This window comes from Colwellia sp. MB02u-6 (assembly GCF_014077095.1).
GTDB lineage: Bacteria > Pseudomonadota > Gammaproteobacteria > Enterobacterales > Alteromonadaceae > Cognaticolwellia.
On record NZ_JACGVG010000038.1, the window covers coordinates 181,741 to 205,141 of the forward strand.

Consider the following 23,401-nt stretch of genomic DNA (forward strand, 5'->3'; position numbering starts at 1 on the left):
ATGTCTGAATCTGAATTCCCAATATCTGCCGCATTATCGGGTCAATTAGTCAGCGCTAATGATCCCAAGTTTATTCATCTAAGAGTGCATAGTGACTATTCTCTGTCTGATGGTTTAAAAAAAGTTAAACCCATCATTGCCAAAGCAGCCGAGTTAAATATGCCCGCTATGGCATTAACCGACCAAACTAACTTATGTGGTTTAGTTAAGTACTACCATGCCGCACATAATGCAGGCATGAAACCTATTGTAGGCTGTGACTTTTGGGTTAAAAGCGCTGCGCTTGAAGATGAATTATCACGTTTAGTGATTTTAGCAAGTAACAATGTCGGCTATAAAAATTTAACAGAATTAATCTCTCAAGCCTATTTACGTGGTCATATTCAAGGTAAGGCGGTACTAGACAGAGATTGGCTAATTGAGCGCGCAGAAGGCTTGATTCTACTTTCGGGTGGTCGAGAAGGCGACATTGGTAAAGCATTATTAAAAGGTAATAGTGAACTTGTTGATGAAATGCTCGGTTTTTATCAACAATATTTTCCTAATTGTTATTATATTGAGCTGATTAGAACTGGTCGTAACGATGAAGAGAATTACCTTCATCTTGCTGTAGAGCTTGCGTCTCGTTATGAGCTTCCTGTTGTTGCCACCAATGAAGTGATGTTTTTGAGTCCTGATAACTTTGATGCTCACGAAATTCGTGTTGCTATACATGACGGTTACACTTTAGACGATAAACGTCGGCCAAAAAAATATTCTAAAGAGCAATATCTTCGCACTGAAGAGGAAATGTTAGCCCTTTTTGCTGATATTCCCGAAGCACTAGCCAACTCAGTCGAAATTGCAAAACGCTGTAATGTTACCGTGCGCTTAGGGGAATATTTCTTACCTGACTTTCCTACTGAGGGCTTATCGATTGAAGACTTCTTGGTCAAAGTATCAGAAGAAGGTTTAGAAGAAAGATTAGAATTTTTATTTGATAAAAACGCCCCTGATTATGCCGAAAAACGTAAACCTTATGATGAACGTTTAGCTATTGAGCTAAAAGTTGTTAATAACATGGGTTTTCCTGGTTATTTCCTAATCGTGATGGAGTTCATTCAGTGGAGCAAAGATAATAACATTCCGGTCGGACCTGGACGTGGTTCAGGGGCAGGTTCGTTGGTGGCTTATGCACAAAAAATCACCGATATTGACCCACTTGAATATGACTTACTTTTTGAGCGTTTTCTCAATCCTGAACGTGTCTCTATGCCTGATTTCGATATTGATTTTTGCATGGACAGACGCGATGAAGTTATTGACCACGTTGCAGAGTTATATGGTCGTGATGCGGTATCGCAAATTATTACCTTTGGTACTATGGCCGCAAAAGCGGTTATTCGTGATGTTGGTCGAGTGCTTGGTCACCCTTATGGTTTTGTTGACCGTATTTCAAAGTTAATTCCGCCGACGCCGGGCATGACCTTAGCAAAAGCGTTTGAAGAAGAGCCAAAGCTGCCGGAGATGTATGCTCAAGACAGTGACGTAAAAGATCTTATTGATATGTGTCGCATCTTAGAGGGCACAACACGAAATGCCGGTAAACATGCCGGTGGTGTGGTTATTTCCCCCACCACTATTACTGACTTTGCCCCACTTTATTGTGATGAAGACGGTAAAAATCCGGTCACCCAATTTGACAAAAACGATGTTGAGGACGCCGGTTTAGTTAAATTTGATTTTCTTGGTTTACGTACCTTAACAATTTTGCAGTGGGCCATAGAAATGGCTGATGAAAAACTGTTGAAACAGGGTAAAGATCGGATCAATTTAGCGACCATCAATCTCGAAGATAAAGCCAGTTTTAAAGTGTTATTAAGGTCGCAAACAACAGCTGTTTTCCAACTTGAATCCAGCGGTATGAAGTCACTTATCGCAAAACTTAAGCCGGATTGCTTTGAAGATATAATTGCCTTGGTAGCACTGTTTAGACCTGGGCCTTTGCAATCAGGCATGGTTGATAATTTTATTGAACGTAAACATGGCCGTGAAGCGATAAGTTATCCTGATGCAACTTGGCAACACCTGGACTTAAAACCTATCCTTGAGCCCACCTACGGCATTATTCTTTATCAAGAACAGGTCATGCAAATTGCGCAGGTGCTAGCGGGTTACTCGCTGGGTGGCGCAGATATGTTACGTCGTGCAATGGGTAAGAAAAAGCCAGAAGAAATGGCCAAACAGCGTGAGGGTTTTGAAGCCGGTGCTGTTGGCCGTGGTGTTGATGGTGAGCTGGCGATAAAGATTTTTGATTTAGTTGAGAAATTTGCTGGCTATGGTTTTAACAAATCACATTCTGCCGCCTATGCTTTAGTGTCTTATCAAACGCTGTGGATGAAAACCCATTTTCCAGCACCTTTTATGGCGGCAGTGATGTCAGCTGATATGGATAACACAGATAAAATTGTTACCTTAGTTGATGAATGTGGCAACATGGGGCTTGATTTATTACCACCAGATGTTAACCGTGGCCACTATAAGTTCACCGTTAATGACGCCGACCAAATTATCTATGGTATTGGCGCGGTCAAAGGTGTTGGTGAGGGCCCGATAGCCGCCATAATCGCCGCACGAGAAAGTGATGGTGAGTTTATTGATTTGTTTGATTTTTGTGCTCGAATTGATTTGAAAAAAATTAATAAACGCATATTAGAAAAATTAATTAAGTCTGGTGCCATGGATGCGCTTGGCCCTAATGCCAAAGACGGACCACATCGTGCTGCCTTATTTGAGTCTCTACCCGAAGCGTTAAAAGCCGCCGAACAACATGCCAAAGCACAAGCTATTGGCCAAAATGACCTATTTGGCTTGATTAATGAAGAGCCAGAAGACAATCGACAAGCATTTAAAACCGTTGCTAAGTGGCCTGAACAACGCTGGTTAGATGGTGAAAAAGAAACATTAGGTTTATATTTAACGGGTCACCCAATAAATCGTTATTTAAATGAAATTAAACGTTATGCAACCGGGCGTTTAGTCAGCTTACAGCCAACAAATAAAGATAAAACTAGTATAGCCGTAGGCTTGGTTTTAGCGGTGCGGGTATTAGTCAATAAACGTGGGCGGCGCTGGGCTTTAGTCACGCTAGACGATAAAAGTGCGCGTATGGATATCCGATTATTTCCAGATGACTACGATAGATTCGCTGAATTGCTCATATCTGATGCAATTTTGGTCTGTAGTGGACAGGTCAGCTTTGATGATTACTCTGGGGGTATTACAATGACCGCTCGAGATATTATGACTATTGCTGATGCACGGGAAAACTATGTCACGTCATTAGATTTGCAAATCGATAAAAATCTGCTCTCAGGACGATTTATTGATCAGTTTACGGAGGTGTTAACGCCCTATAAAGATGGTATTTGCCCAGTTCGTGTTTTTTATCAAAGAGATGAAGCGCAAGGTATGCTAGAGTTGGGAGTACAGTGGCGTGTATCGCCAAGCGATACGCTATTATACGATTTGAAAACCCTATTGGGTGAAGAGCAAGTCGAGTTAAAATTTAAATAGGTAGCGTTTATTAACAACGGTACTCAAAGCCAACATAGGTAAGAATAATCATATGTCACTAAATTTTTTAGATTTTGAGCTCCCCATTGCGGAACTTGAAGCAAAAATTGAAGAATTGCAATTGGTCAATAATGGCCAAGGATTAGATCTTGATTTAGAAGATCAAATTTCTCAGTTGCGAGAGAAAAATAACGAACTCACTAAAAAGACTTTCTCTGGCTTAGATCCTTGGCAAACGGCACGAGTTGCCCGTCATCCTCAGCGCCCATATACCTTAGATTATCTGCCACGCATTTTTACTGAATTCGACGAATTGGCTGGCGATAGAGCCTATGCTGATGATAGAGCTATTGTTGGTGGCACAGCGCGTTTAGACGGTCGACCTGTGATGATTATTGGTCATCAAAAAGGTCGTTCAACTAATGAAAAAGTTAAACGTAATTTTGGTATGCCACGTCCAGAAGGTTACCGTAAAGCCTTGCGTTTGATGAAAATGGCAGAGCGCTTTAAAATGCCAATTATCACTTTTATCGACACCCCGGGTGCATATCCTGGTATTGGCGCTGAAGAACGTGGACAAAGTGAAGCGATTGCCACGAATTTAAAAGCGATGTCACGTTTGAATGTACCTATTATTTGTACTGTTATCGGTGAAGGTGGCTCAGGTGGTGCACTTGCTATTGGTGTTGGTGATAAAGTGAATATGCTGCAATATTCAACTTACTCAGTTATTTCTCCAGAAGGCTGTGCCTCTATTTTGTGGAAAACGGCTGAGAAAGCACCCACAGCAGCAGAAGCTATGGGTATTACGGCTAAACGTATTAAAGAGTTAGGGCTTATCGATAGTATTATTGAAGAACCCTTAGGTGGTGCTCATCGTGATATGGATCAAATGGCGGCATTTCTTAAGCAAGCGTTAAAGTCTGATCTTGCTGAACTTGATAAACTTTCCAGCGATGAATTAATTGAAAGTCGTTATGATAAATTAATGTCATTCGGCTACTGTTAAAACCATAAAAAGCGACCTACAAAGGGTCGCTTTTTATATGCTTGGTAACACTTCCCTTAGTCATCATATTTTATACGCGATGTTATTTTAGAACTGTGAATATAATTGAATTAGCACTGGTGAGTTTCTTTAAACCTGCACCAGAAAAACCTATTATTATTGCCTATAGCGGTGGTGTCGACTCCCAAGTACTACTTGTTGCCTTGGCAAAGTTAAAACAACAGCAACAACTGCCCAATGCTATTGTTGTTTGTCATGTTAACCACGGTTTAAGTCCTGATGCCGATGCGTGGCAAGCGTTTGCACAGCAAGAATGCGATAGATTATCCTTAACTTTTATCAGTCAAAAATTAAATTTAAAAAAACTCGCACAGCAAAGCTTAGAAGCGATTGCGCGTGATGCACGCTATAAAGTTTTAGTGCAAGCAAGCACTGAACCTGCTTTTATTGTTACTGGTCATCATCTCAATGATCAAGCAGAAACATTCTTATTGGCCTTAAAACGTGGCTCGGGATTAAAAGGTTTATCGGCTATGCAGGTGAGCTTACCGTTAGCGCAGCATACGCTTGCCCGGCCGCTGTTATCGATATCGCGTACCGATATTGTTGCCTATGCCAATCAGCGGCAACTGAGTTGGATTGAAGATGAGTCTAATACCGATGAGCGCTTTGAGCGAAATTTTCTGCGTCATCAAATTCTTCCAACATTGAATGCGCGTTGGCCAAGTATCAATAAGACGATAGCGCGTAGTGCTGAGCATTGCCTGGAAGCGCAGCAATTGCTAGATGAATTAGCGCAGCAAGACTTAGCCGATTGCCAATATTCGTCTTGGCAGTTGTCTGTTACTAAATTGAATGCACTGAGTGAGCCACGGCTTAAAAACCTGTTACGCTATTTTTTATCTAGTCATGATTTTTTAATGCCAAGTCGTCAGCAACTAATGCAAATATGCCAACAGTTAAATGCTCAAGCTGATAAATCGCCGGTTGTTCAATTAGCCGCGTGTTGCATAAGGCGATATAAAGCAGCGCTATATTTAACACCTATTTTTCAGGATCTTTCACAATGGCAACAGAGTCTAGATGTAGCGGCTTTAGCCGATGAAAAATCCTTTCAGGTTTGTCTTCCAGATAAATTAGGTGTGTTGAGCTTTTCGAGTTTACTCGCACAAGAGCAAGATATAAGTCATTGGCAAGCCTTGATCAAAAAACCCAAAAACAATCAAATAGTCACAATACGTTTTTCTCACGAAAACCCTATCTGCTTACCGCAATACCGACAGCATTCACGCCCGGTAAAAAAAGTATTACAAGAGCTTGCTATCCCACCATGGCAGAGGAAAAGATTACCTTTTATATATTATGACCATGAACTAGTCGCTATAGCAGGGCAGTTTATTTGTCAGGCCTATGTCGTTGATAACAAAAGTCCAGCGTTGGCTATTTCATGGCATGGTGAACTGCCTTTTTAAAGTTACTGGGTAACGAATAAACTAGACAGTATTGGTGCATAAATGGTAAAAAATATTTGATCAATACATTATCTTAATAACTCAAATAACAATAATTCAAATAATAATAACTTAAATAAGAGCAACTATGACAACAGAAAATACTCCTTTAGAAAGTCAGTCACTTTTTAGCAAACTAAAAGCGATTAATATTGTTAATCAAATCATTATTGCTATTATTTTGGGCATTGCTTTAGCACTTGTTTCACCTGATATTGCTCAGTCATTTTCTATACTGGGCAATTTATTTGTCAGTGCATTGAAAGCGGTTGCGCCTATTTTGGTCTTAGCTTTAGTCGCGTCATCTATTGCGAATCAAAAACCGAATAGCGATGCTAATTTAAAGCCTATTGTCGGGCTTTATTTAATTGGCACTATAAGTGCGGCATTAGTGGCGGTCGTATTAAGTTTTATTTTTCCTGTGCAATTAACTTTAGATTTAGTTGGCGCCAGCGCTAATCCTCCACAGGGTTTAGGTGAAGTGTTATCAACACTAGCTTTTAAAATTGTTGATAACCCTTTCAATGCCGTTGTTACTGGTAATTTTATTGGTATTTTAGCTTGGGGCTTAGGTTTAGGCTTTGCGTTGAAAAAAGGCAGTGAATCAACCAAAGTGATGGTGCACGATTTTGCCGAAGCTATTTCAAGTATTGTCAAGTTAGTTATTCGTTTTGCACCTTTAGGCATCATGGGTTTAGTTGCCAATACAGTAGCGACAACAGGCTTTGATACCTTGGGTGAATTTAGTCACTTAGTGCTGGTACTTTTAGGTTCAATGCTGATCATGGCACTGATCGTTAATCCAGTCATTGTTTACTTTGTTATGCGTAAAAATCCTTATCCGTTAGTGCTAAGGTGTTTAAAAGAATCAGGTATTACCGCATTTTTCACGCGTAGCTCGGCAGCAAATATTCCGGTAAATATGGCGTTATGTGAAAAACTTGATTTACATGAGGATACTTATTCGGTCTCTATCCCTTTAGGAGCCACTATTAACATGGCTGGAGCGGCCATCACGATTACAGTATTAACCCTAGCGGCAGCGAACACTTTAAATATTGAAGTTGATTTTGCTACCGCTATTTTATTGAGTGTTATTGCGGCGGTATCAGCTTGTGGTGCTTCAGGCGTTGCGGGTGGTTCATTATTGCTTATTCCTCTGGCTTGTGGTTTGTTTGGTATTGATAGTGACATTGCTATGCAAGTGGTAGCGATAGGTTTTATTATTGGTGTTATTCAAGACTCAGCAGAAACCGCACTGAATAGCTCTACAGATGTTGTCTTTACTGCGGCGGCCTCACATCATATTACTAAAAATTTATAATACATTTAGCTCTATTTTAGTGTGCTTTGTTACTGTCATACGGAATAAACAGAATAAAGCCATCGTCCTGAAATAAATTCAGCTTGATGGTTTTACTGCTTTACTGCTTTACTGCATAAAGCAGTAAAACATTGTCATTAAATAAATTGTGCGGCTTAATTTCTTCTGTGGCAATAATCAGCACTTCTTAAATTACTTAATTAAGAGCATAATAACGCCAAAATTTTTGTGGATATATTATTATGGTAACCGAACAGGCATTAAAGCAACGCAGTAACTCAAGTTGTGAACTTTGTACTTCAACTAACAACTTAACGGTATTTCCTGTGCCGCCGACCAGTGATTTAAGTGCCCAGCAAAGCATTTATTTGTGTAGCGTTTGTTTAGCACAAGTCGAAGGCCATGCTGAACTCGACATTAATCATTTACGTTGTTTAACTGATGCGATGTGGAATCAAGAACCTGCAGTGCAAGTCATGGCTTATCGTATGCTACATAAATTGTCAGCAGAAAGCTGGGCGCAAGATGCGCTAGATATGATTTATCTAGAGGATGCGGTAAAAACATGGGCAGAGCAGGGTATAGCTGCCGCTGAGCGCGAAGGGCCAACGCGCGATAGCAATGGCGCTGAATTGCAAGATGGCGATAATGTCACTTTGATTAAAGATCTAAAAGTTAAAGGCGCAAACTTTACCGCTAAACAAGGCACTATGGTGCGTGGTATTAGCTTAACGGACAATCCAGAGCATATTGAAGGTAAAGTTAACGGAACGCGTATTGTTCTAGTAGCTAGCTATTTAAAGAAAGCCTAACTTTAAAGCAGCGCTAATCGCTATGATGACACCTTTTTTTCTTTGTATTTAGGGGCAAGATTAAATAATGAGCGGGTAAGTTTATCTTTAGTTTTTGGGGCATTACTGGTTATGTGTGGTTTAGCATTGTATCAGTAGGACGCTAAAACTAAGTGCCGAAAAATAAAACCTGCTTAATAGTCAGCTTAAATATAATTACCGTTAAAATAATAACGCCAACTGCTTATGCACTTGGCGTTTTTTATATCCAGGATGAATGGTTAGCTTTTATGTTTTCGACAAAGCTAAGTACCGACATCCATCTTGTCAATGCCAGGATCACATGGATGTGAAAGAGTGGCAATACTTAACGTATTCTAAGCTTAACTCATCATAGCTTTAACGATTTAATGCGATGTAGTCATTAACCATAGCTTCTAATACGTTAAGCGGTACTGCGCCATTGGTTAAGACAACATCATGAAATTGGCGGATATCAAACTTATCACCTAACTGTTGTTTTGCTTTGGCTCGTAACTGCACAATTTTCAACATACCAATTTTATATGCTGTGGCTTGTGAAGGCATCACGGCATGACGTTCAACCATTTTTATCGCATCAGACTCTGCATTTGGCGTATTATTCATGTAATACGCTAGGCTTTTTGTACGATCCCATTTTTTATTGTGCATGCCAGTATCAACCACTAAACGGCAAGCGCGCCAAAGCTCCATTGCCAAACGGCCAAAGTCGGCGTAAGGGTCTTGATAAAAGCCAATTTCTTTTGGGATCATCTCTGAATATAAACCCCAACCTTCACTATAAGCGGTGTAACCACCAAACTTTCTAAATTTTGGAATACCTTCAAGTTCTTGTTTTAGCGCTATTTGCATATGATGGCCAGGAATGCCTTCATGGTAAGCAAGTGCTTCCATTTGATAAGTTGGCATAGCTGCCATATCGTGAAGGTTAGCGTAGTAAATACCAGGGCGTGAGCCATCAGGGGCGGGTTGTTGGTAAAAGGCTTTACCCGCAGATTTCTCTCTAAACGCTTCAACTTGTTTAACTTTTAAGTCTGCTTTTGGTTTAGTAATAAATAACTGATCTAGCTCACCTTTCATGGTATTAATGATGTCAGTTGCTTCAGTTAAATAACGCTGACGGCCAGCTTCATCGCCAGCATAATAAAATTGTGGGTCGTGGCGCATAAATTGGAAAAACTCGTTTAATGAGCCTTCAAAGTTAACTTTTTTCATGATCACGCGCATTTCATCATGTATGCGTGCAACTTCATCTAAACCAATTTTATGAATTTCATCTGCAGTTAATTCAGTGGTGGTTGTTCGGTTTAGGGCATTATTATAAAATTTATCGCCTTGTGGAAATTTCCAGGCACCGTAGTTATCATCAGCTTGTTGTTCAAGTTCAGTTAAGTAGCTGACTAATTGTTGATAACCGGCCTTAAATTCAGAGGTTAACGCGTTTGCGAGCTCATCAGTTAAGGACTGTTTCTCTTCATCAGAGAGCTCTAATTGTGCTATTTTTTTATTAAAGTCTGCGAATAAAGTGCTGTCAGTTTTATTATCAAATGGGGCACCTACCAGTAAATTGCTTGCATCGCGTATGGTATGAGCAAAAACAAATTTGGGGGCAATAATACCTTTATCCGCTCTGATTTTAAGTTGATCAACCAATTGCTCCAGTAACAGTTTCGAGTTCCTTACCCGGGCAATATAGTCATGGGCTTGCTTAGTGTCTTTAATACTATGTTGGTTAATGAGTAATGCGGGTATTTGTGAGTGAACTCCAAACATTTGGTTAACAGGGTAGCTATGGTGACGCCAAGGATAGTCAGCAATTTTTTGTGTTAATTTTTGTGAAAGTAGCTGGTAGCTCAACTGGGTTTGCTTATCGACATTATTGATGTCGATAACTTGAATCCTTTGCAGCGCTTGTTTAGCAAATTCGAGCTCTTGAGCACTATTTTTCTCTGATAGATCTTGCCACTTATCGTAGTCAGTTTTAATACCAAGATAGGTTTGTCTAACAGGATTACGATTAACGCCTTCCATAAAAATAGTGTCAAATAGCTCATTTGCCACTTGAGAAGCCTTAGTTTTGCTATTCTTTTGTGCTGATGTAGATGGCATTGCAGGCGAATTATTGCCTTTAACAACGGGTGCTATAGTCTCATTACTGCAAGCAACGGATAGTACCGCGGTAATAGAGATAACAATAAGTGATTTATTGAAGGTCATGTTTGAGTCCTATTTTAGTTTATGCACTATATTGCCGTTATCTTTCGTTAGCGATCAAGCATGCCGCGCTCAATGGTGGTTTTTTTGCGATGACTTTCAGTTATTCTCTCAGAGTTCAAAGAAGAAAATTATGGTTTACCTCATTAATCAACTTGCTATAGTAGTGGCATTGGTGGGTAAATTATTCGCCTTCGAGGTGACAAATAAATAAAGTATTGGCAAGTAATAGCCTTAGCCAAAAGCGTGCAGCTATGGTTAGCTTTCGACGGGCAATAATAAACGATAGAGCTTTTCTATTAAGCTTACGAAAAGTAACGATGAACAAGCATTTACAATATGCTGGACTTTATCTTGATGATACGGCTCATCTGCTGGGCATTGATGAGTACTTTTCTGATTCGTATATTATTTCATACCAAAATAAAGCGATTGGATTATTAAAATTAGGCTTGTTTGCTGATAAAATTCATCTGCGCCAATTTCAGTTATTACCGCAATATCAAGGTTTAGGAATCGGCAGCAGAGTGCTTGAGTTAGTTAAGTGTAAAGCTCAAGCCAAACAGCTCGCTATTACCTTAAATGTGTTGTTAAAAAATCCGGCTAGGCAGTTATATTTACGCCATGATTTTGTTGTTATGGATAGTAATAAACTTGAGTATCAAATGCGTTGGCAATGTCAGCAGTAACGAGCAAGTATCAGATCTTTAACCGTTTAAAAATAGCCGCTTAAAATTTTAGTGCTTTTGCACATTATATGCTGGATGACTTTTCTCTAATTAAAGGCTAAAACTGACTTTAAAGCTAAAAAGCATAATCAGTTTAGTAAATTTTACCTTCAGTGGCTACTTGCGCTTTATCAATACGTGTTGGTGTTACTGCGCCGTCAACAAGTGACTGTGTTGCTGTGGCTAACGATTCAATGACTTTATGCATCGATGATAAGTCTAAGCTACTAATCTCGTCGCTAACTTGATGATAATGTTGGTCCTTATCGAGTTGTGTACTGCTAAAACTGTGTGCAGGTACACCTAAACGCGCTAAAGTTGCATTGTCTGAGCGATAAAATAGCCCTTGTTTTGGGTAGGGGTCTTGGTATATTTTTGTGTTAAGTTTGATGAGTTTTTCATTGAGTAATGCGCCTAAATTAGAGCGTTCCATACCCGTCATCCAAACGTTTCCTGGGCCAAATTTAGATGGTTTGCCAATCATTTCAATATTGATCATGGCAACCACGTTATCAGGGTTAAGCTGCTGTGAAAAATAGCTAGAGCCAAAACCGCCAATCTCTTCAGCCGTAAAAGCACTAAAAATTAATGTACGTTTGTTATCGCCTTTTTGAGCGTAATATTGCGCTAAATTTAATACCGCTGTCGTACCTGATGCATTGTCATCAGCGCCATTATAGATTTTTTTACCATCTTCTGTCATACCCAAGTGGTCGTAATGTGATGAGTATAAAACGATTTCTTTAGGGCTTTCAATACCGGGTAAGACACCCACTACATTGGTTAGCAATTGTTTAGTTATTATTGCACTGGCGTTAACACTATAGTTTTCAATTTCATTTTCGTCACTTAATACCATAACAATAGCACCAGGATGTTCAAGTGAAAGCTTTGTTAAGCCACGATTAAAATAGTTTTGATAGGACTTAAAGCTTTTGGCATGTACGCTATTGATAATAACTAAGTGTTGACCACCAACTTGGTTTAACTCAGTTAAGATTTTACCTAGATCATCGGTTTTATCTACTCTATGGCTTTGTGCATTACCGAATTGCCAATTTAATTGCTCCATCGTTGTCGCTATAGCCAAGTATTCAGGACTAATTTTTTTACTATTTAACACCACGTTAAGCGTTTGAGCTTGAATTTGATTGACGGTAAAAGCTTGTAAGAACAGCGCAGGTTTATCTTTGGCGTCAACAATCGAATTAATGGCTGTTTTACTTAACGAGAGATTACTTTGCAGGGGCTTTAGGCCAATTTTAGCAAAACGCTGAGCAATATAATTTGCTGCTTGGTCAATTTCAAGGCTAAAACTTGCCCGACCTTTTAAATTATCAGCGGCTAAATAGGTAATATCTTTGACCACTTGTTTTAACGGTATTGTTGCTGCAAGGCTAGAGAATGAGCAGGTAATCACTAGCATAACTGACAAGATTTTGATTTTATAATCAGTGTTTTTCTCTAGTGTAGAATTAAATGTGCGCATCATAGTTATTGGTGTTGCCATAGTATTTAAAGCTTTTTTTATTTAATTTTCACATTGATAATCAAGTGGTTAACGCTAAGTGTTGTTATTCAATTAGCGCATACTAGGCTTAGGCTATTTAATTTTATTGAGTTCAATTAATAGTGATTGTTCACCACAGGTAAGCCAACACTGTCCATCTTGTATGCTCACTTGAAACTCCATAGAGCGATTGGCTAGTAGCTCCAAAGCTTGTGATGTTTCTTCACTAAAGCTTTCCACCGATAGTTTATTGAGTTGATTTAGTTTACTTTTAGATTGTTGCCACCAAGTGTCTACGCTGCTGCCATAACAATAAAGCTTTACTTGTTGGGCACGATTACAGGCTTTTTTCAGCCTTTTTTCATCGAGTTGGCCTAGTTCAATCCATAGTTCAATGACATCACTGTAATTAACTCGCCAAATGGCCGCTTCGTCCTCATCACTAACACCTTTACCAAATTGTAGGTTTTCACTAGCATTGAGGACATACGCAATGAGTCTGATCATCATACGACGGTCATTCTCAGAAGGGTGCTGTGCTATGGTTAATTGTATAGTGTCATAATAGTGACGGTCCATATCAGAGAGATGGATCGTCGCTTTTTTGATGGTTGCTTTTAAGGCCATGAAGGTTCTGAGTATTATTTTTGATTAATTAATTCAGTATATTAACGCGTATTAAGTCCGTGTGATAGCAACTTATAACAAGTGAATTAATTAATTTTCAGCTTGTATGGACTCTTTTACCAGTTACCTGAGTTTTTCATACTTAACCAAGGTTCTTGTGGCGCCAATCGCTCACCTTTTTGCAATAATTCGATCGAAATATTATCAGGTGACTTAACAAATGCCATGTGGCCACAGCGTGGTGGTCGGTTAATAGTAATACCTGCGGCCATTAGCTTTTCACATAAAGCATAGATATCGTCAACCTCAAAGGCTAAATGGCCAAAATTTCTACCCACAGTATATTCTTCTGCTGAATGCCAGTTGTGGGTAAGTTCTATTTCGGCGGCACCGGGCTCAGTTGCTAAAAATATTAAACTGAATTTACCTGCAGGAACGTCAAAACGGCGGGTTTCTACTAAACCTAAATGCTTAATAAAAAAATCTAGTGACTTATCTAAATCCGTAATACGAATCATAGTATGTAAAAATTTCATAGTTTACTCATCCAGTTTATATTTAATAATAAAATTGATAACCTTATCATTTTTAGCCTTTGATATTATTATTTGGGAAGGTTTTTAAGTTACTTATTGTAAAAATATCCCTCTCAGTTTCCACTTCCTGCTTTCCCTGATAAAAGCATTGGTCTTTTGCTTGGCTAACAGGTAAGAATTATTGAGTTCAAGTTTAAGCACCATCCTTACTACTAGCGTTTTATTTAGCATAGTGTTTTAACTCTTAGTATCTTTTACTGAAGAGAACTTGTGATGCTAAAAGCTTAATTAGTTCAATATTTGCATCAATATTTGCATCAATTTTAGCTCATGGATGATGACATTTAATTTTAATTTTTTTTGACTGATTGTCGTTCAATAAGTTCAGGAATAAACATGTTTATGATGTCTAACTCTTTTTGCTTATAAACATTTTTCAGGATCCATTGAGTAGACATTTTCGCCATATCGTTAACTGGAAAATTAATAGTCGTTAATTGAGGGTAGAGATACTCAGTGAAAAACGCATTATCAAAACCAATAAATGAACATTGTTCGGGGATTAACCATTTGTGATCTCTCGCTCCTCGCATGGCCCCGGAGGCCATCTCATCATTTGAACAAGCAACAGCAGTAAATGTGGTTTTATGCTTGATGAGGTAATTGATACCATCTCGGCCACTTTTTGTTAAATAATCACCTTCATAGAGTAAACTTTCTTTAAAGGAAATATTGGCTTCAGCTAATGCTTTTTTATGGCCAGTTAAGCGCTCAGTAGAATCTTGTTTTGTTAAAGGCCCAGATATATAAGCAATCTCTTTATGCCCTTGTTCAATTAAATATTTTGCGGCTAAATAACCCCCTAGTTCGTTATCTAAATAAAAGCAATGGTCACTAATTTCTGAGATATTGCGGTTCAAGATAACAAAAGGGGTATTACCTTTACTTAATTTAATTAAGTAGTCATCTGAAATGGCGTCAACCAGTAAAATAAGTGCATCACATTTTCGATCAATTAAAAAATCTAAGCCATTTATTTCACTTTCTTCATCACTATGACCTGCAGTAATAACCGCATGTTTACCTGCCTTTCTGAGCTCTAATTCAACACTGCTTAACATGGCACCAAAAAAGGGACCATGGAGTTCAGAAACTAGTACACCAACACTGTTTGAACGATTGGAAGCTAATGATCGGGCAATGGTATTTGGGCGATAGTTTAACTCGTTCATTGCTGCCACGACTTTTTCTTTAGTTTTTTTACTGACATGTTCATGATCATTCAGTACGCGAGATACAGATGATAATGAGACTCCCGCTAATGCGGAAACTTCGTATATAGTCGCCATTTTATTCCTTCATCTTTTTTATTAATGCTGCTTTAGAGGATTTAAACATAAAAGGTCTTAGCTAAACCAAATACTGAGCCTATTGTTATAACTGTTATAAGATACACAAATAATTTCTATTTTAGAAGCGCTTCCTATACCTGTAAATAATAGTTGCTTTTTATCTTAATGGCATTCAATATGGAAGCGCTTCCAGTTTATTTTGAAAACACTCATTTAAGGGCTACTTGAGTATATTAAAGTGGAAAATTATAAAAATAACAACAGCAGCAATGACCTGTTGTTCATAATTATTAGGGGAATTATATGGCTAGTACACCGATTCAATCAAATGTGAATAGGTTTTCGTCAAACACTGAAAACAAAAATTATACTTTTGCACTTACATCATTAACATCACTCTTTTTTATGTGGGGATTCATTACCTGCTTAAATGATATTTTAATTCCTCATTTGAAAGCTATTTTTGATTTATCTTATAGCCAAGCAATGCTAGTACAGTTTTGTTTTTTTAGTGCTTACTTTCTTGTTTCTATTCCGGCAGGAAAAATAGTTAAAAAAGTAGGTTTTCAAAAAGGCATTGTACTTGGTTTGATTGTTGCTGCCATCGGTTGTTTTGCTTTTTACCCAGCAGCAGCGATGCACAGCTATCCGGTATTTTTATTGGCACTATTTATATTAGCCAGTGGTATTACGATATTACAAGTGTCAGCTAATCCTTATGTGAGTATCTTAGGCAATCCTAAAACAGCCTCTTCACGTCTGACAATGACACAGGCATTTAATTCACTTGGCACCACAGTCGCGCCATTTTTTGGTGCTTATTTGATCTTAGATCAAGTAGCAGAATCTATGTCGGTCGCTCAACAAGCAGAATCTGTGCAATTACCTTACGTTTTACTCGCGGGTTTATTATTAATACTTGCAGCTATTTTTTCTTATATAAAATTACCTGTTGTTGAGCATATTGAAGAGTCAGTGTCTGAAAAACCGATAGCGGGCAGCGCTTGGCAATATCGTCATTTAGTTTTAGGTGCCATTGGTATTTTTGTTTATGTTGGTGCTGAGGTTTCTATTGGCAGCTTTTTAGTTAGCTTTTTTAATGATCCGAACATTGCTGGTTTAGAAGAATCGCAAGCAGCAAAATATATTGCCTACTATTGGGGTGGTGCGATGGTGGGACGATTCATTGGTGCCGCGGTTATGCAAAAATTAGCCGCCGGAAAAGTATTAGCCTTCAACGCTTTTATGGCGGTGATATTGATGATTATTACTATCCTTGCCTCTGGTCAAATAGCGATGTTGGCCATTCTGTTAGTTGGTCTATGCAACTCAATTATGTTCCCTACCATCTTTAGTTTGGCCATTAATGGACTAGGGCAGCATACCAGTCAAGGCTCAGGTATTTTATGTTTAGCGATTGTTGGTGGTGCTATTTTACCACTTGTTCAAGGTGTTTTGGCTGACAGTATTGGCCTACAAAACTCATTTTTCTTACCCATTATTTGCTATGTATTTATTGCTTATTATGGTTTGTCAGGTAGTAAACCTGTATCAGTAAAGGTATAAATATTCTTATGTCTATTCAAATAAACTCACTTAAAAGCGTTGCTAAACCCTTTATGGGGATTGCTGTTGCCATGTCACTTTTTGCTTGTACTGATAACGCTAACTCAGACATAGCTCAGGTTGACGTTGCCCCTTATGGCGAAAACAATATAGCTATTTGGCCGGTACTTGATATTGAAGTTAAAAAAGACAGTAACGTCGAAACTAAAGTTGCCAAAATTCTAGCGACTATGACTTTAGAGCAAAAAGTTGCACAGATGATCCAACCTGAAATCCGAGACATTACTGTTGAAGATATGCGTAAATATGGTTTTGGCTCATATTTAAATGGTGGTGGTTCTTTCCCTGATAATAATAAACATGCAACGCCTGCTGATTGGATAAAATTAGCTGAAGCGCTGTATCAAGCATCAATCGATGACTCGGTAGATGGGATAAATATTCCGACTATGTGGGGTACTGATGCAGTACATGGTCATAACAATGTGATTGGCGCAACATTATTCCCACATAACATTGGCTTAGGCGCGGCAAATAATGCTGAACTTATGGAAAATATAGCCAGTATAACGGCTAAAGAAGTGATGGTAACCGGTATTGATTGGGTGTTTGCTCCTACGGTTGCCGTTGTTAGAGATGATCGTTGGGGCAGAACTTATGAAGGTTACTCTGAAGACCCTGAAATAGTCCGCTTATATTCGGCCGCTATTGTAAAAGGGCTTCAAGGCTCTGTAGACGATGACTTTTTAGGCGATACTCGCGTTATCAGCACGGTTAAGCACTTTATTGGTGATGGTGGCACAGAAGGTGGTGATGACCAAGGGGATAACTTAGACAGCGAAAGTGATCTTTTTAAACATCATGCCCAAGGTTATGTTGGTGGCTTAACGGCTGGCGCACAATCGGTAATGGCATCATTTAATAGCTTGCATGGGGCTAAAACGCATGGCAACAAGTATTTAATGACTGAGGTCTTAAAAGATCGTATGGGCTTTGATGGCTTTGTTGTTGGTGACTGGAACGGCCATGGCCAAGTCAAAGGCTGTACTAACGAAAGCTGTCCACAAGCAGTCAATGCGGGCTTAGACATTTATATGGTGCCAACAGCTGCTTGGAAACCTTTGTATGAAAATACCATTAAACAAGTTAACAATGGTGAAATTAGCTTATCAAGAATAGATGATGCGGTTAGCCGTATTTTAAGAGTAAAAATACGCGCAGGTTTATTCACTAAACCCAGTCCAAAAAATCGTCCATTATCAGGTAAAACTGACTTAATTGGCTCAGCAGAACATCGTTTAGTCGCTCGTCAAGCCGTACGTGAATCTTTAGTTTTGCTTAAAAATAAAGCTAATTTATTACCTTTAACGCCGAGTGCAAATGTATTAGTTGCAGGAGACGGCGCTGACAATATTGGTAAGCAGTCAGGGGGATGGAGTATTACTTGGCAAGGTACAGGTAACACTAACGCTGATTTTCCAGGTGGGTCTTCGATTTATGACGGTATAGAGCAAGTTGTTAATGCTGCTGGCGGTAAAGTGCAATTAAGCTCAACAGGTGAGTTCACTGAAAAACCAGATGTTGCTATTGTTGTTTTTGGTGAGGAACCTTATGCCGAGGGCAATGGCGACTTAGATAACCTTGAGTATCAACGCGGTAATAAAACCGATTTAGCTTTACTCAAACGTTTAAAAGCACAAGGGATACCTGTTGTTTCTGTGTTCATTAGTGGACGGCCAATGTGGGTAAATGCGGAACTTAATGCGTCAAGTGCTTTTGTTGCCGCTTGGTTGCCGGGTTCAGAAGGCAATGGTATCGCTGACGTTTTGTTTAGTAAAGCGGATAACAGTTTACGTTATGACTTTAAGGGTAAGCTTTCATATTCTTGGCCTGCTAGTGCAGATCAAACATCGGTTAATCGATTTGATGAAAACTATCAACCTTTATTACCTTATGGTTTTGGTTTAACCTATCAGCAGCAAGATAATAAAAAAATGACCATATTGTCTGATCAGTTAAGTGAAGTCTCTAAAATAGCTTCTGATGAGTTAGCCGCTTTTAAAATATTTGAATTAGCGGTTAAGCAGCCATGGAGTATTGCGTTGCAATCAGGTGAACAGTCATCTCCTGTTACTTCAAATACGCAGTCATTAGGGGCTATTACCTTGAGAACTATGGACAAAGTGGTACAAGAAGATGCTAGAACAATAATCTTTGATGGCAGTGAGCTAGCAAGTGTCAATATCTTTAGTAACTTTCCAGAAGATTTGCGGGCATATATCGAGGCTGACTCGGTATTAAGTTTTAGCGTGCGTTTAGAAACTACACCAGTAGCACCGATTAATTTAGCTATGAGTTGTGAAGGGGATTGCAAAGGCTCTCTTGATATCACCTCATTGTTAATTAACCAGAGTTTAAATGAATGGCATAAAGTGACGATCGACTTGGCTTGCTTTAAAAAAGCAGGCACAGATTTTTCTAAAATTATGTCACCATTTAACTTGTCTACCCAAGGTAAAGTTTCATTAAGCTTCGCTGATATAAACTTAACGCCACAAACTATTGATAAAGCAACAATGAGCTGTGATTAAACTATTATTGACGCGTTAACTTAAACCGCCGTATTACTAAAATTACGGCGGTAACTACTGATTGGCATTCACTAATAAAAACATATATATAACAAGGACTTTTCTATGCAGCATTTAACATTATTACTCATAGCCTGTTCAATGACTTTGCTCGGATGTGGCGGTGAATCTGGTAACAACACGAGCACGACTAATATATCAACTACGCCAGCTACAGATATATCTTCTGATCATGCGAGTGAAGAGAGTAAAGACCCAACAACTGCTTCTGTAGTGAATAATCAATGGCAGTTAATTTGGCAGGATGAATTTAATGATAACAATATTGATTTAAATAAATGGAGTTTTGAGGTCAATTGTTTTGGTGGGGGTAATGATGAACAACAATGTTATACCGATCGAGAAGATAATGCTTTTATTGAACAAGGTATCTTGAAAATAGTGGCATTAAAAGAAAATTTTACTGGTCCTGCAGCACATGATGATGATACTAATTACAACCCTATAAATACCCGCACTCTACCTTATACATCAGCAAGGTTGCGCAGCAAAAACAAAGGTGATTGGACTTTTGGACGCTTCGAAATTAGCGCTAAATTACCGCAAGGACAAGGCACCTGGCCAGCTATTTGGATGCTGCCTACTGACTGGGCTTATGGTGGATGGGCTGGCTCCGGTGAAATTGATATTATGGAGGCGGTGAATTTAAAAACACAATCAGATGAAGCGGGTGCGAGCTCAGGGCAAGAAGAGTCACGTGTGCATGGCACGCTTCATTATGGCCGTGCCTGGCCTGAGAATGTTTATTCAGGTAAAGGATTTAACTTACCTGATGGTGTTAACCCGGCAGATGGTTTCCACGAATACGCCATTGAATGGCAAGCAGGGGAAATTCGTTGGTATGTCGATGATATTCATTTTGCTACACAGCGTGATACCGGCTGGTATAGCCAATATATGAATGATGAGGGCTTATTGATAAACGGTGAGGGTGGTGCACCTTTTGATCAAAAATTTCATTTATTATTAAATTTTGCTGTTGGGGGCAATTGGCCCGCTTCGGTTAACGACAAAGGTATTAATGACAGTGTGTTTCCACAATCATTAGAAATAGATTATGTCCGAGTTTATGAATGCTCAGTGTCGCCTCTCACAGGTGCTGGCTGTGCAACAATCGGTGATGAAGCCGCTTTAATTGGTGGTAAGCAAGCACCGGCTCTGTAATTGTTTAAGTACTCTGAAAATTCTTATTGATTGATAAGGTATTTATAGAACAGTTAAATGCTAACTAAGACTTTAAAAAGTACTAGTTAGTTTTTTTTTACGCATAAATTAATATCACGATAATTATCTAGCCAATAAGTAGCTTTATTATTAACTAGGTAATCTAATCATTCTTGACGAGCATTTTTTGATAGCAAAAGGTGATGCTATCAACGCCATAAAAAATAAAGTTAGTGATAGTGCTCTGCAGAGCGGAGTTGTGTGTGAGCGATTAGTTCAGCCCCTGAGTTTTCTGACGGTGTTCAAACTGTCGCAGCCATAATATTTATTGAACGGCGATTTTTTTGATTTGCCCTATATGGGATTTAATACCAAAAAAAATGTCATAAAGAGTATCTACGTAGTTTTTATTTTCCACCATTTGATAGGTACAAGGTACGGTAAAGCTTATTGTGATTTCACCGTCCATTACTTTTAAAAATGAGTTTGTTGTATTCACTTCTTAACAATTTTAGCTAAGTACTTATTATCTGGATATATGTTTTGGCAGCCATGCTCTATTGGCTAATGATCCTCGACAAGTATGATTAATAGAATGACTGGCTAATTTATGGCTTTGTTGGCAGATTTTCGCCGATCGGTTATATTATCTTCTGCGGTAGATGAATTAAGTATTAAATAGAAAATCGCCTTAAGGCTGAGCTTATTAAGGGCGGGTAAAGCAGGATAAATTGACTGTTTAAGGCATCATCATAGCTAAGACTTACAGCTATTTAATTATATATTTATAATTTGGTTTTAAATATTGAATATAAAGCTATATATCAAATGGATACACAACCTTGAAGTTTTCATTTGATAGTTTGGCGATTGAATTCTCTCTAGGGTCAAAAAATTCACCAATATTTTCATAAATCTGAGCATATAGCTACTATTACTCCGATGTCTATCGTGGTCAGATGATTTGCTTAAGTTAATATTAATTATTTATAAAAGATATTTTTTCAGATTCTTAGTCATGAAATTACCCCTTATATGACCATTGGCTGGTGCTTACTTAAAATATATTAGGTAGTTATAAAAATTATAGGTGTGTTTGTTTTAACTGAAGGTATGTCATCAACGCTTGATGGGAAAAATTTTTTAGCTATTGTAGTTCTTGCAGCTTTTTAGTTAATTTAATTGAAGTATTTTAATTAAAATATTGATGATATCTAAAGAGATATCATCAATATTGAAGTAATGCATTATTATATGAAGCTTGAGCAATTAACCGCTATTCTCCAGCTAAATAATACCAAAGAATTACTGAGCAATACCTACAGTTATCTCGTCTAGAGATACGTCACCGACTTGAGCACCCATATCAAATAATACACGGCTATCGTCATCACCAAAACCTGTAGCAGGAACAACAACAAAATATGTCACCCATTCAGTCGTTATAGCAACAGACTCTGCAGTATTATTCCACGGGGCATGGTTTAAACCAACACCAACAATAATATCACGAGCGACAGAAGCTTTTGCTTTAAACTCTACTACATAAATGGCATCAGGAATGATAGTCATAACTTGGCTTAAGTTAACATCATATGGGTTACCAGCAGTTGCTACATAAGCTTCGTAATAGCTTCCTACAGGAGCAGTTGTGGCAAAAATATCAGTGTCAGCAGAGTTGACAAGTGAGATGTTACGTAATGAAATATCTCCTGCAATTGCACCACCCATATCAAATATAGTACGACTATTATCATCACCCGCAGAAGCGGCTTCCATAAACGTATATGTATCCCATTCAGTTGTTAACTCAACTGTATGTGTGTTATTCGTCCATGGGTCATGAAATAAACCAAAACCAGCAGTCATAGGACGGGCTGTAGAGGCTTTAGCATCATAAGTTAGAGTATAAACTTCACCTGTAACTAAAGTTAATGGATGGCTAATTCCCGTATCATACACATTTGTCGTAGGCTCTGGAACAAGATTTTCATATACATACACACCGGGAGCGTCTGACCAGTCGGTAAGTCCAGCATCAAATGTACTATTTGTTAATAAGTTACCCGCGGTATCTGGCTTACCACCACTTCCTGCTGAAATAATGACATTCTCAGATGTAGTAAACATGCCATCTGTTACGTTTACGGTTACAGAACTAAGACCCTTATCACCTGATGCCGGAGTACCTGATAAAACACCGGTACTGGTATCAAAGTTTAACCAAGAACCATCTGGAAGAATTGCTGAGAAAGTTAATGCATCACCATCAGCATCGGTTGCTGTAAAGGTATGACTATATTCTTCCCCTACTCCAGCAGCTGTTCCAGCAGCGGCACTAGTAAACTCTGGAGCCGCAAATCTTGGTCCAATAGAGTCACCATCTACTGGCTCCAAATCAGCACCACAGCCAGTAAGTGCAATAGCTAAAGCTAAAGTTGATAGCTTAATATTTAAATGTTTAATTTTGATCATGTAGTTGTTCCCCTAGATATTATATTATTAGAACTGCACACGCAAACGGCTTAAAAGAGGAAAAAACAATATGTTGTTAGTTCAATTTCAACGTCTGATGCTGCGAGTTCATTTATATAGGTATCGCTATTAATCCTACTGGAAGCGCTACCAATTTTTTTTATAAGTGCTGCTGATTTATTTTTTAACACAACGTTCTTATTTTGAAAGCCTTTACATTTATACCACCAGTAATGCTTATAACAAAGGTTTTTTTACACTTTTTTACATTTACAACTAATATAGTGACTGTAAATTTTGAATGCTAACAGTATATAAAGTAACAAACTCAACTGGCTATTGCATC

At 38.5% G+C, this 23,401-nt stretch carries 16 protein-coding genes; 9 read left to right on the forward strand and 7 right to left on the reverse strand.

Annotation, left to right across the window (positions count from 1 at the left end):
• The 5 genes from dnaE to H4J46_RS15765 all read left to right on the forward strand — a co-directional run bounded on the left by dnaE (position 1) and on the right by H4J46_RS15765 (position 8,211).
• The gene (gene dnaE, locus H4J46_RS15745; RefSeq protein WP_182234511.1) at positions 1-3,555 is read left to right on the forward strand and encodes a DNA polymerase III subunit alpha; all 3,555 of its coding nucleotides are present in this window, start codon (positions 1-3) and stop codon (positions 3,553-3,555) included.
• A gap of 52 nt (positions 3,556-3,607) precedes the next feature.
• Complete coding sequence (gene accA, locus H4J46_RS15750; RefSeq protein WP_182234513.1) at positions 3,608-4,564, forward strand: acetyl-CoA carboxylase carboxyl transferase subunit alpha; 957 nt, start codon at positions 3,608-3,610, stop codon at positions 4,562-4,564.
• A 95-nt stretch (positions 4,565-4,659) separates the two neighbouring features.
• Positions 4,660-6,036, forward strand: coding sequence for a tRNA lysidine(34) synthetase TilS (tilS, locus tag H4J46_RS15755; RefSeq protein WP_182234515.1), 1,377 nt, complete (start codon positions 4,660-4,662; stop codon positions 6,034-6,036).
• A gap of 127 nt (positions 6,037-6,163) precedes the next feature.
• Positions 6,164-7,399, forward strand: coding sequence for a serine/threonine transporter SstT (gene sstT / locus H4J46_RS15760; RefSeq protein WP_182234517.1), 1,236 nt, complete (start codon positions 6,164-6,166; stop codon positions 7,397-7,399).
• A gap of 242 nt (positions 7,400-7,641) precedes the next feature.
• Positions 7,642-8,211, forward strand: coding sequence for a PhnA domain-containing protein (locus H4J46_RS15765; RefSeq protein WP_182234519.1), 570 nt, complete (start codon positions 7,642-7,644; stop codon positions 8,209-8,211).
• Positions 8,212-8,589: 378 nt separating this feature from the next.
• Here the strand turns inward: H4J46_RS15765 and H4J46_RS15770 are convergent, their stop codons facing one another.
• A complete protein-coding gene (locus H4J46_RS15770) occupies positions 8,590-10,449 on the reverse strand; it encodes a DUF885 family protein (protein ID WP_182234521.1) in 1,860 nt (619 codons plus the stop codon).
• 317 nt (positions 10,450-10,766) lie between these two features.
• On the opposite strand from H4J46_RS15770, the gene H4J46_RS15775 reads away from it, so the two are divergent.
• Positions 10,767-11,135, forward strand: coding sequence for a GNAT family N-acetyltransferase (locus tag H4J46_RS15775; RefSeq protein WP_259365904.1), 369 nt, complete (start codon positions 10,767-10,769; stop codon positions 11,133-11,135).
• A 133-nt stretch (positions 11,136-11,268) separates the two neighbouring features.
• Here the strand turns inward: H4J46_RS15775 and H4J46_RS15780 are convergent, their stop codons facing one another.
• From H4J46_RS15780 to H4J46_RS15795, 4 genes are all read right to left on the reverse strand, one after another.
• On the reverse strand, positions 11,269-12,684 hold the full coding sequence (locus H4J46_RS15780) for a M28 family metallopeptidase (RefSeq protein ID WP_259365905.1): 1,416 nt from the start codon (positions 12,682-12,684) through the stop codon (positions 11,269-11,271).
• Between the two features lie 93 nt (positions 12,685-12,777).
• A complete protein-coding gene (locus H4J46_RS15785; RefSeq protein WP_182234525.1) occupies positions 12,778-13,311 on the reverse strand; it encodes a YaeQ family protein in 534 nt (177 codons plus the stop codon).
• Between the two features lie 116 nt (positions 13,312-13,427).
• Positions 13,428-13,847: a VOC family protein gene (locus H4J46_RS15790; protein WP_182234527.1), complete on the reverse strand. Its 420-nt coding sequence runs from the start codon at positions 13,845-13,847 to the stop codon at positions 13,428-13,430.
• A 350-nt stretch (positions 13,848-14,197) separates the two neighbouring features.
• On the reverse strand, positions 14,198-15,196 hold the full coding sequence (locus tag H4J46_RS15795) for a LacI family DNA-binding transcriptional regulator (protein WP_182234529.1): 999 nt from the start codon (positions 15,194-15,196) through the stop codon (positions 14,198-14,200).
• A 306-nt stretch (positions 15,197-15,502) separates the two neighbouring features.
• Between H4J46_RS15795 and H4J46_RS15800 the strand changes: the two genes are divergently transcribed.
• From H4J46_RS15800 to H4J46_RS15810, 3 genes are all read left to right on the forward strand, one after another.
• Entirely contained in the window at positions 15,503-16,765 is a 1,263-nt protein-coding gene (locus H4J46_RS15800) for a sugar MFS transporter (protein ID WP_182234531.1), read from the forward strand.
• Between the two features lie 53 nt (positions 16,766-16,818).
• A complete protein-coding gene (locus tag H4J46_RS15805; protein ID WP_404851808.1) occupies positions 16,819-19,356 on the forward strand; it encodes a glycoside hydrolase family 3 protein in 2,538 nt (845 codons plus the stop codon).
• Between the two features lie 105 nt (positions 19,357-19,461).
• On the forward strand, positions 19,462-20,580 hold the full coding sequence (locus tag H4J46_RS15810) for a glycoside hydrolase family 16 protein (RefSeq protein ID WP_259365906.1): 1,119 nt from the start codon (positions 19,462-19,464) through the stop codon (positions 20,578-20,580).
• Between the two features lie 325 nt (positions 20,581-20,905).
• Here H4J46_RS15810 and H4J46_RS15815 read toward each other — a convergent pair whose 3' ends face one another.
• Together H4J46_RS15815 and H4J46_RS15820 are read right to left on the reverse strand one after the other, a co-directional pair.
• Positions 20,906-21,079, reverse strand: a complete 174-nt coding sequence (locus H4J46_RS15815) for a hypothetical protein (RefSeq protein WP_182234535.1) — start codon at positions 21,077-21,079, stop codon at positions 20,906-20,908.
• A gap of 806 nt (positions 21,080-21,885) precedes the next feature.
• A complete protein-coding gene (locus tag H4J46_RS15820) occupies positions 21,886-23,055 on the reverse strand; it encodes a putative Ig domain-containing protein (protein ID WP_182234537.1) in 1,170 nt (389 codons plus the stop codon).
• Positions 23,056-23,401: the final 346 nt, after the last annotated feature.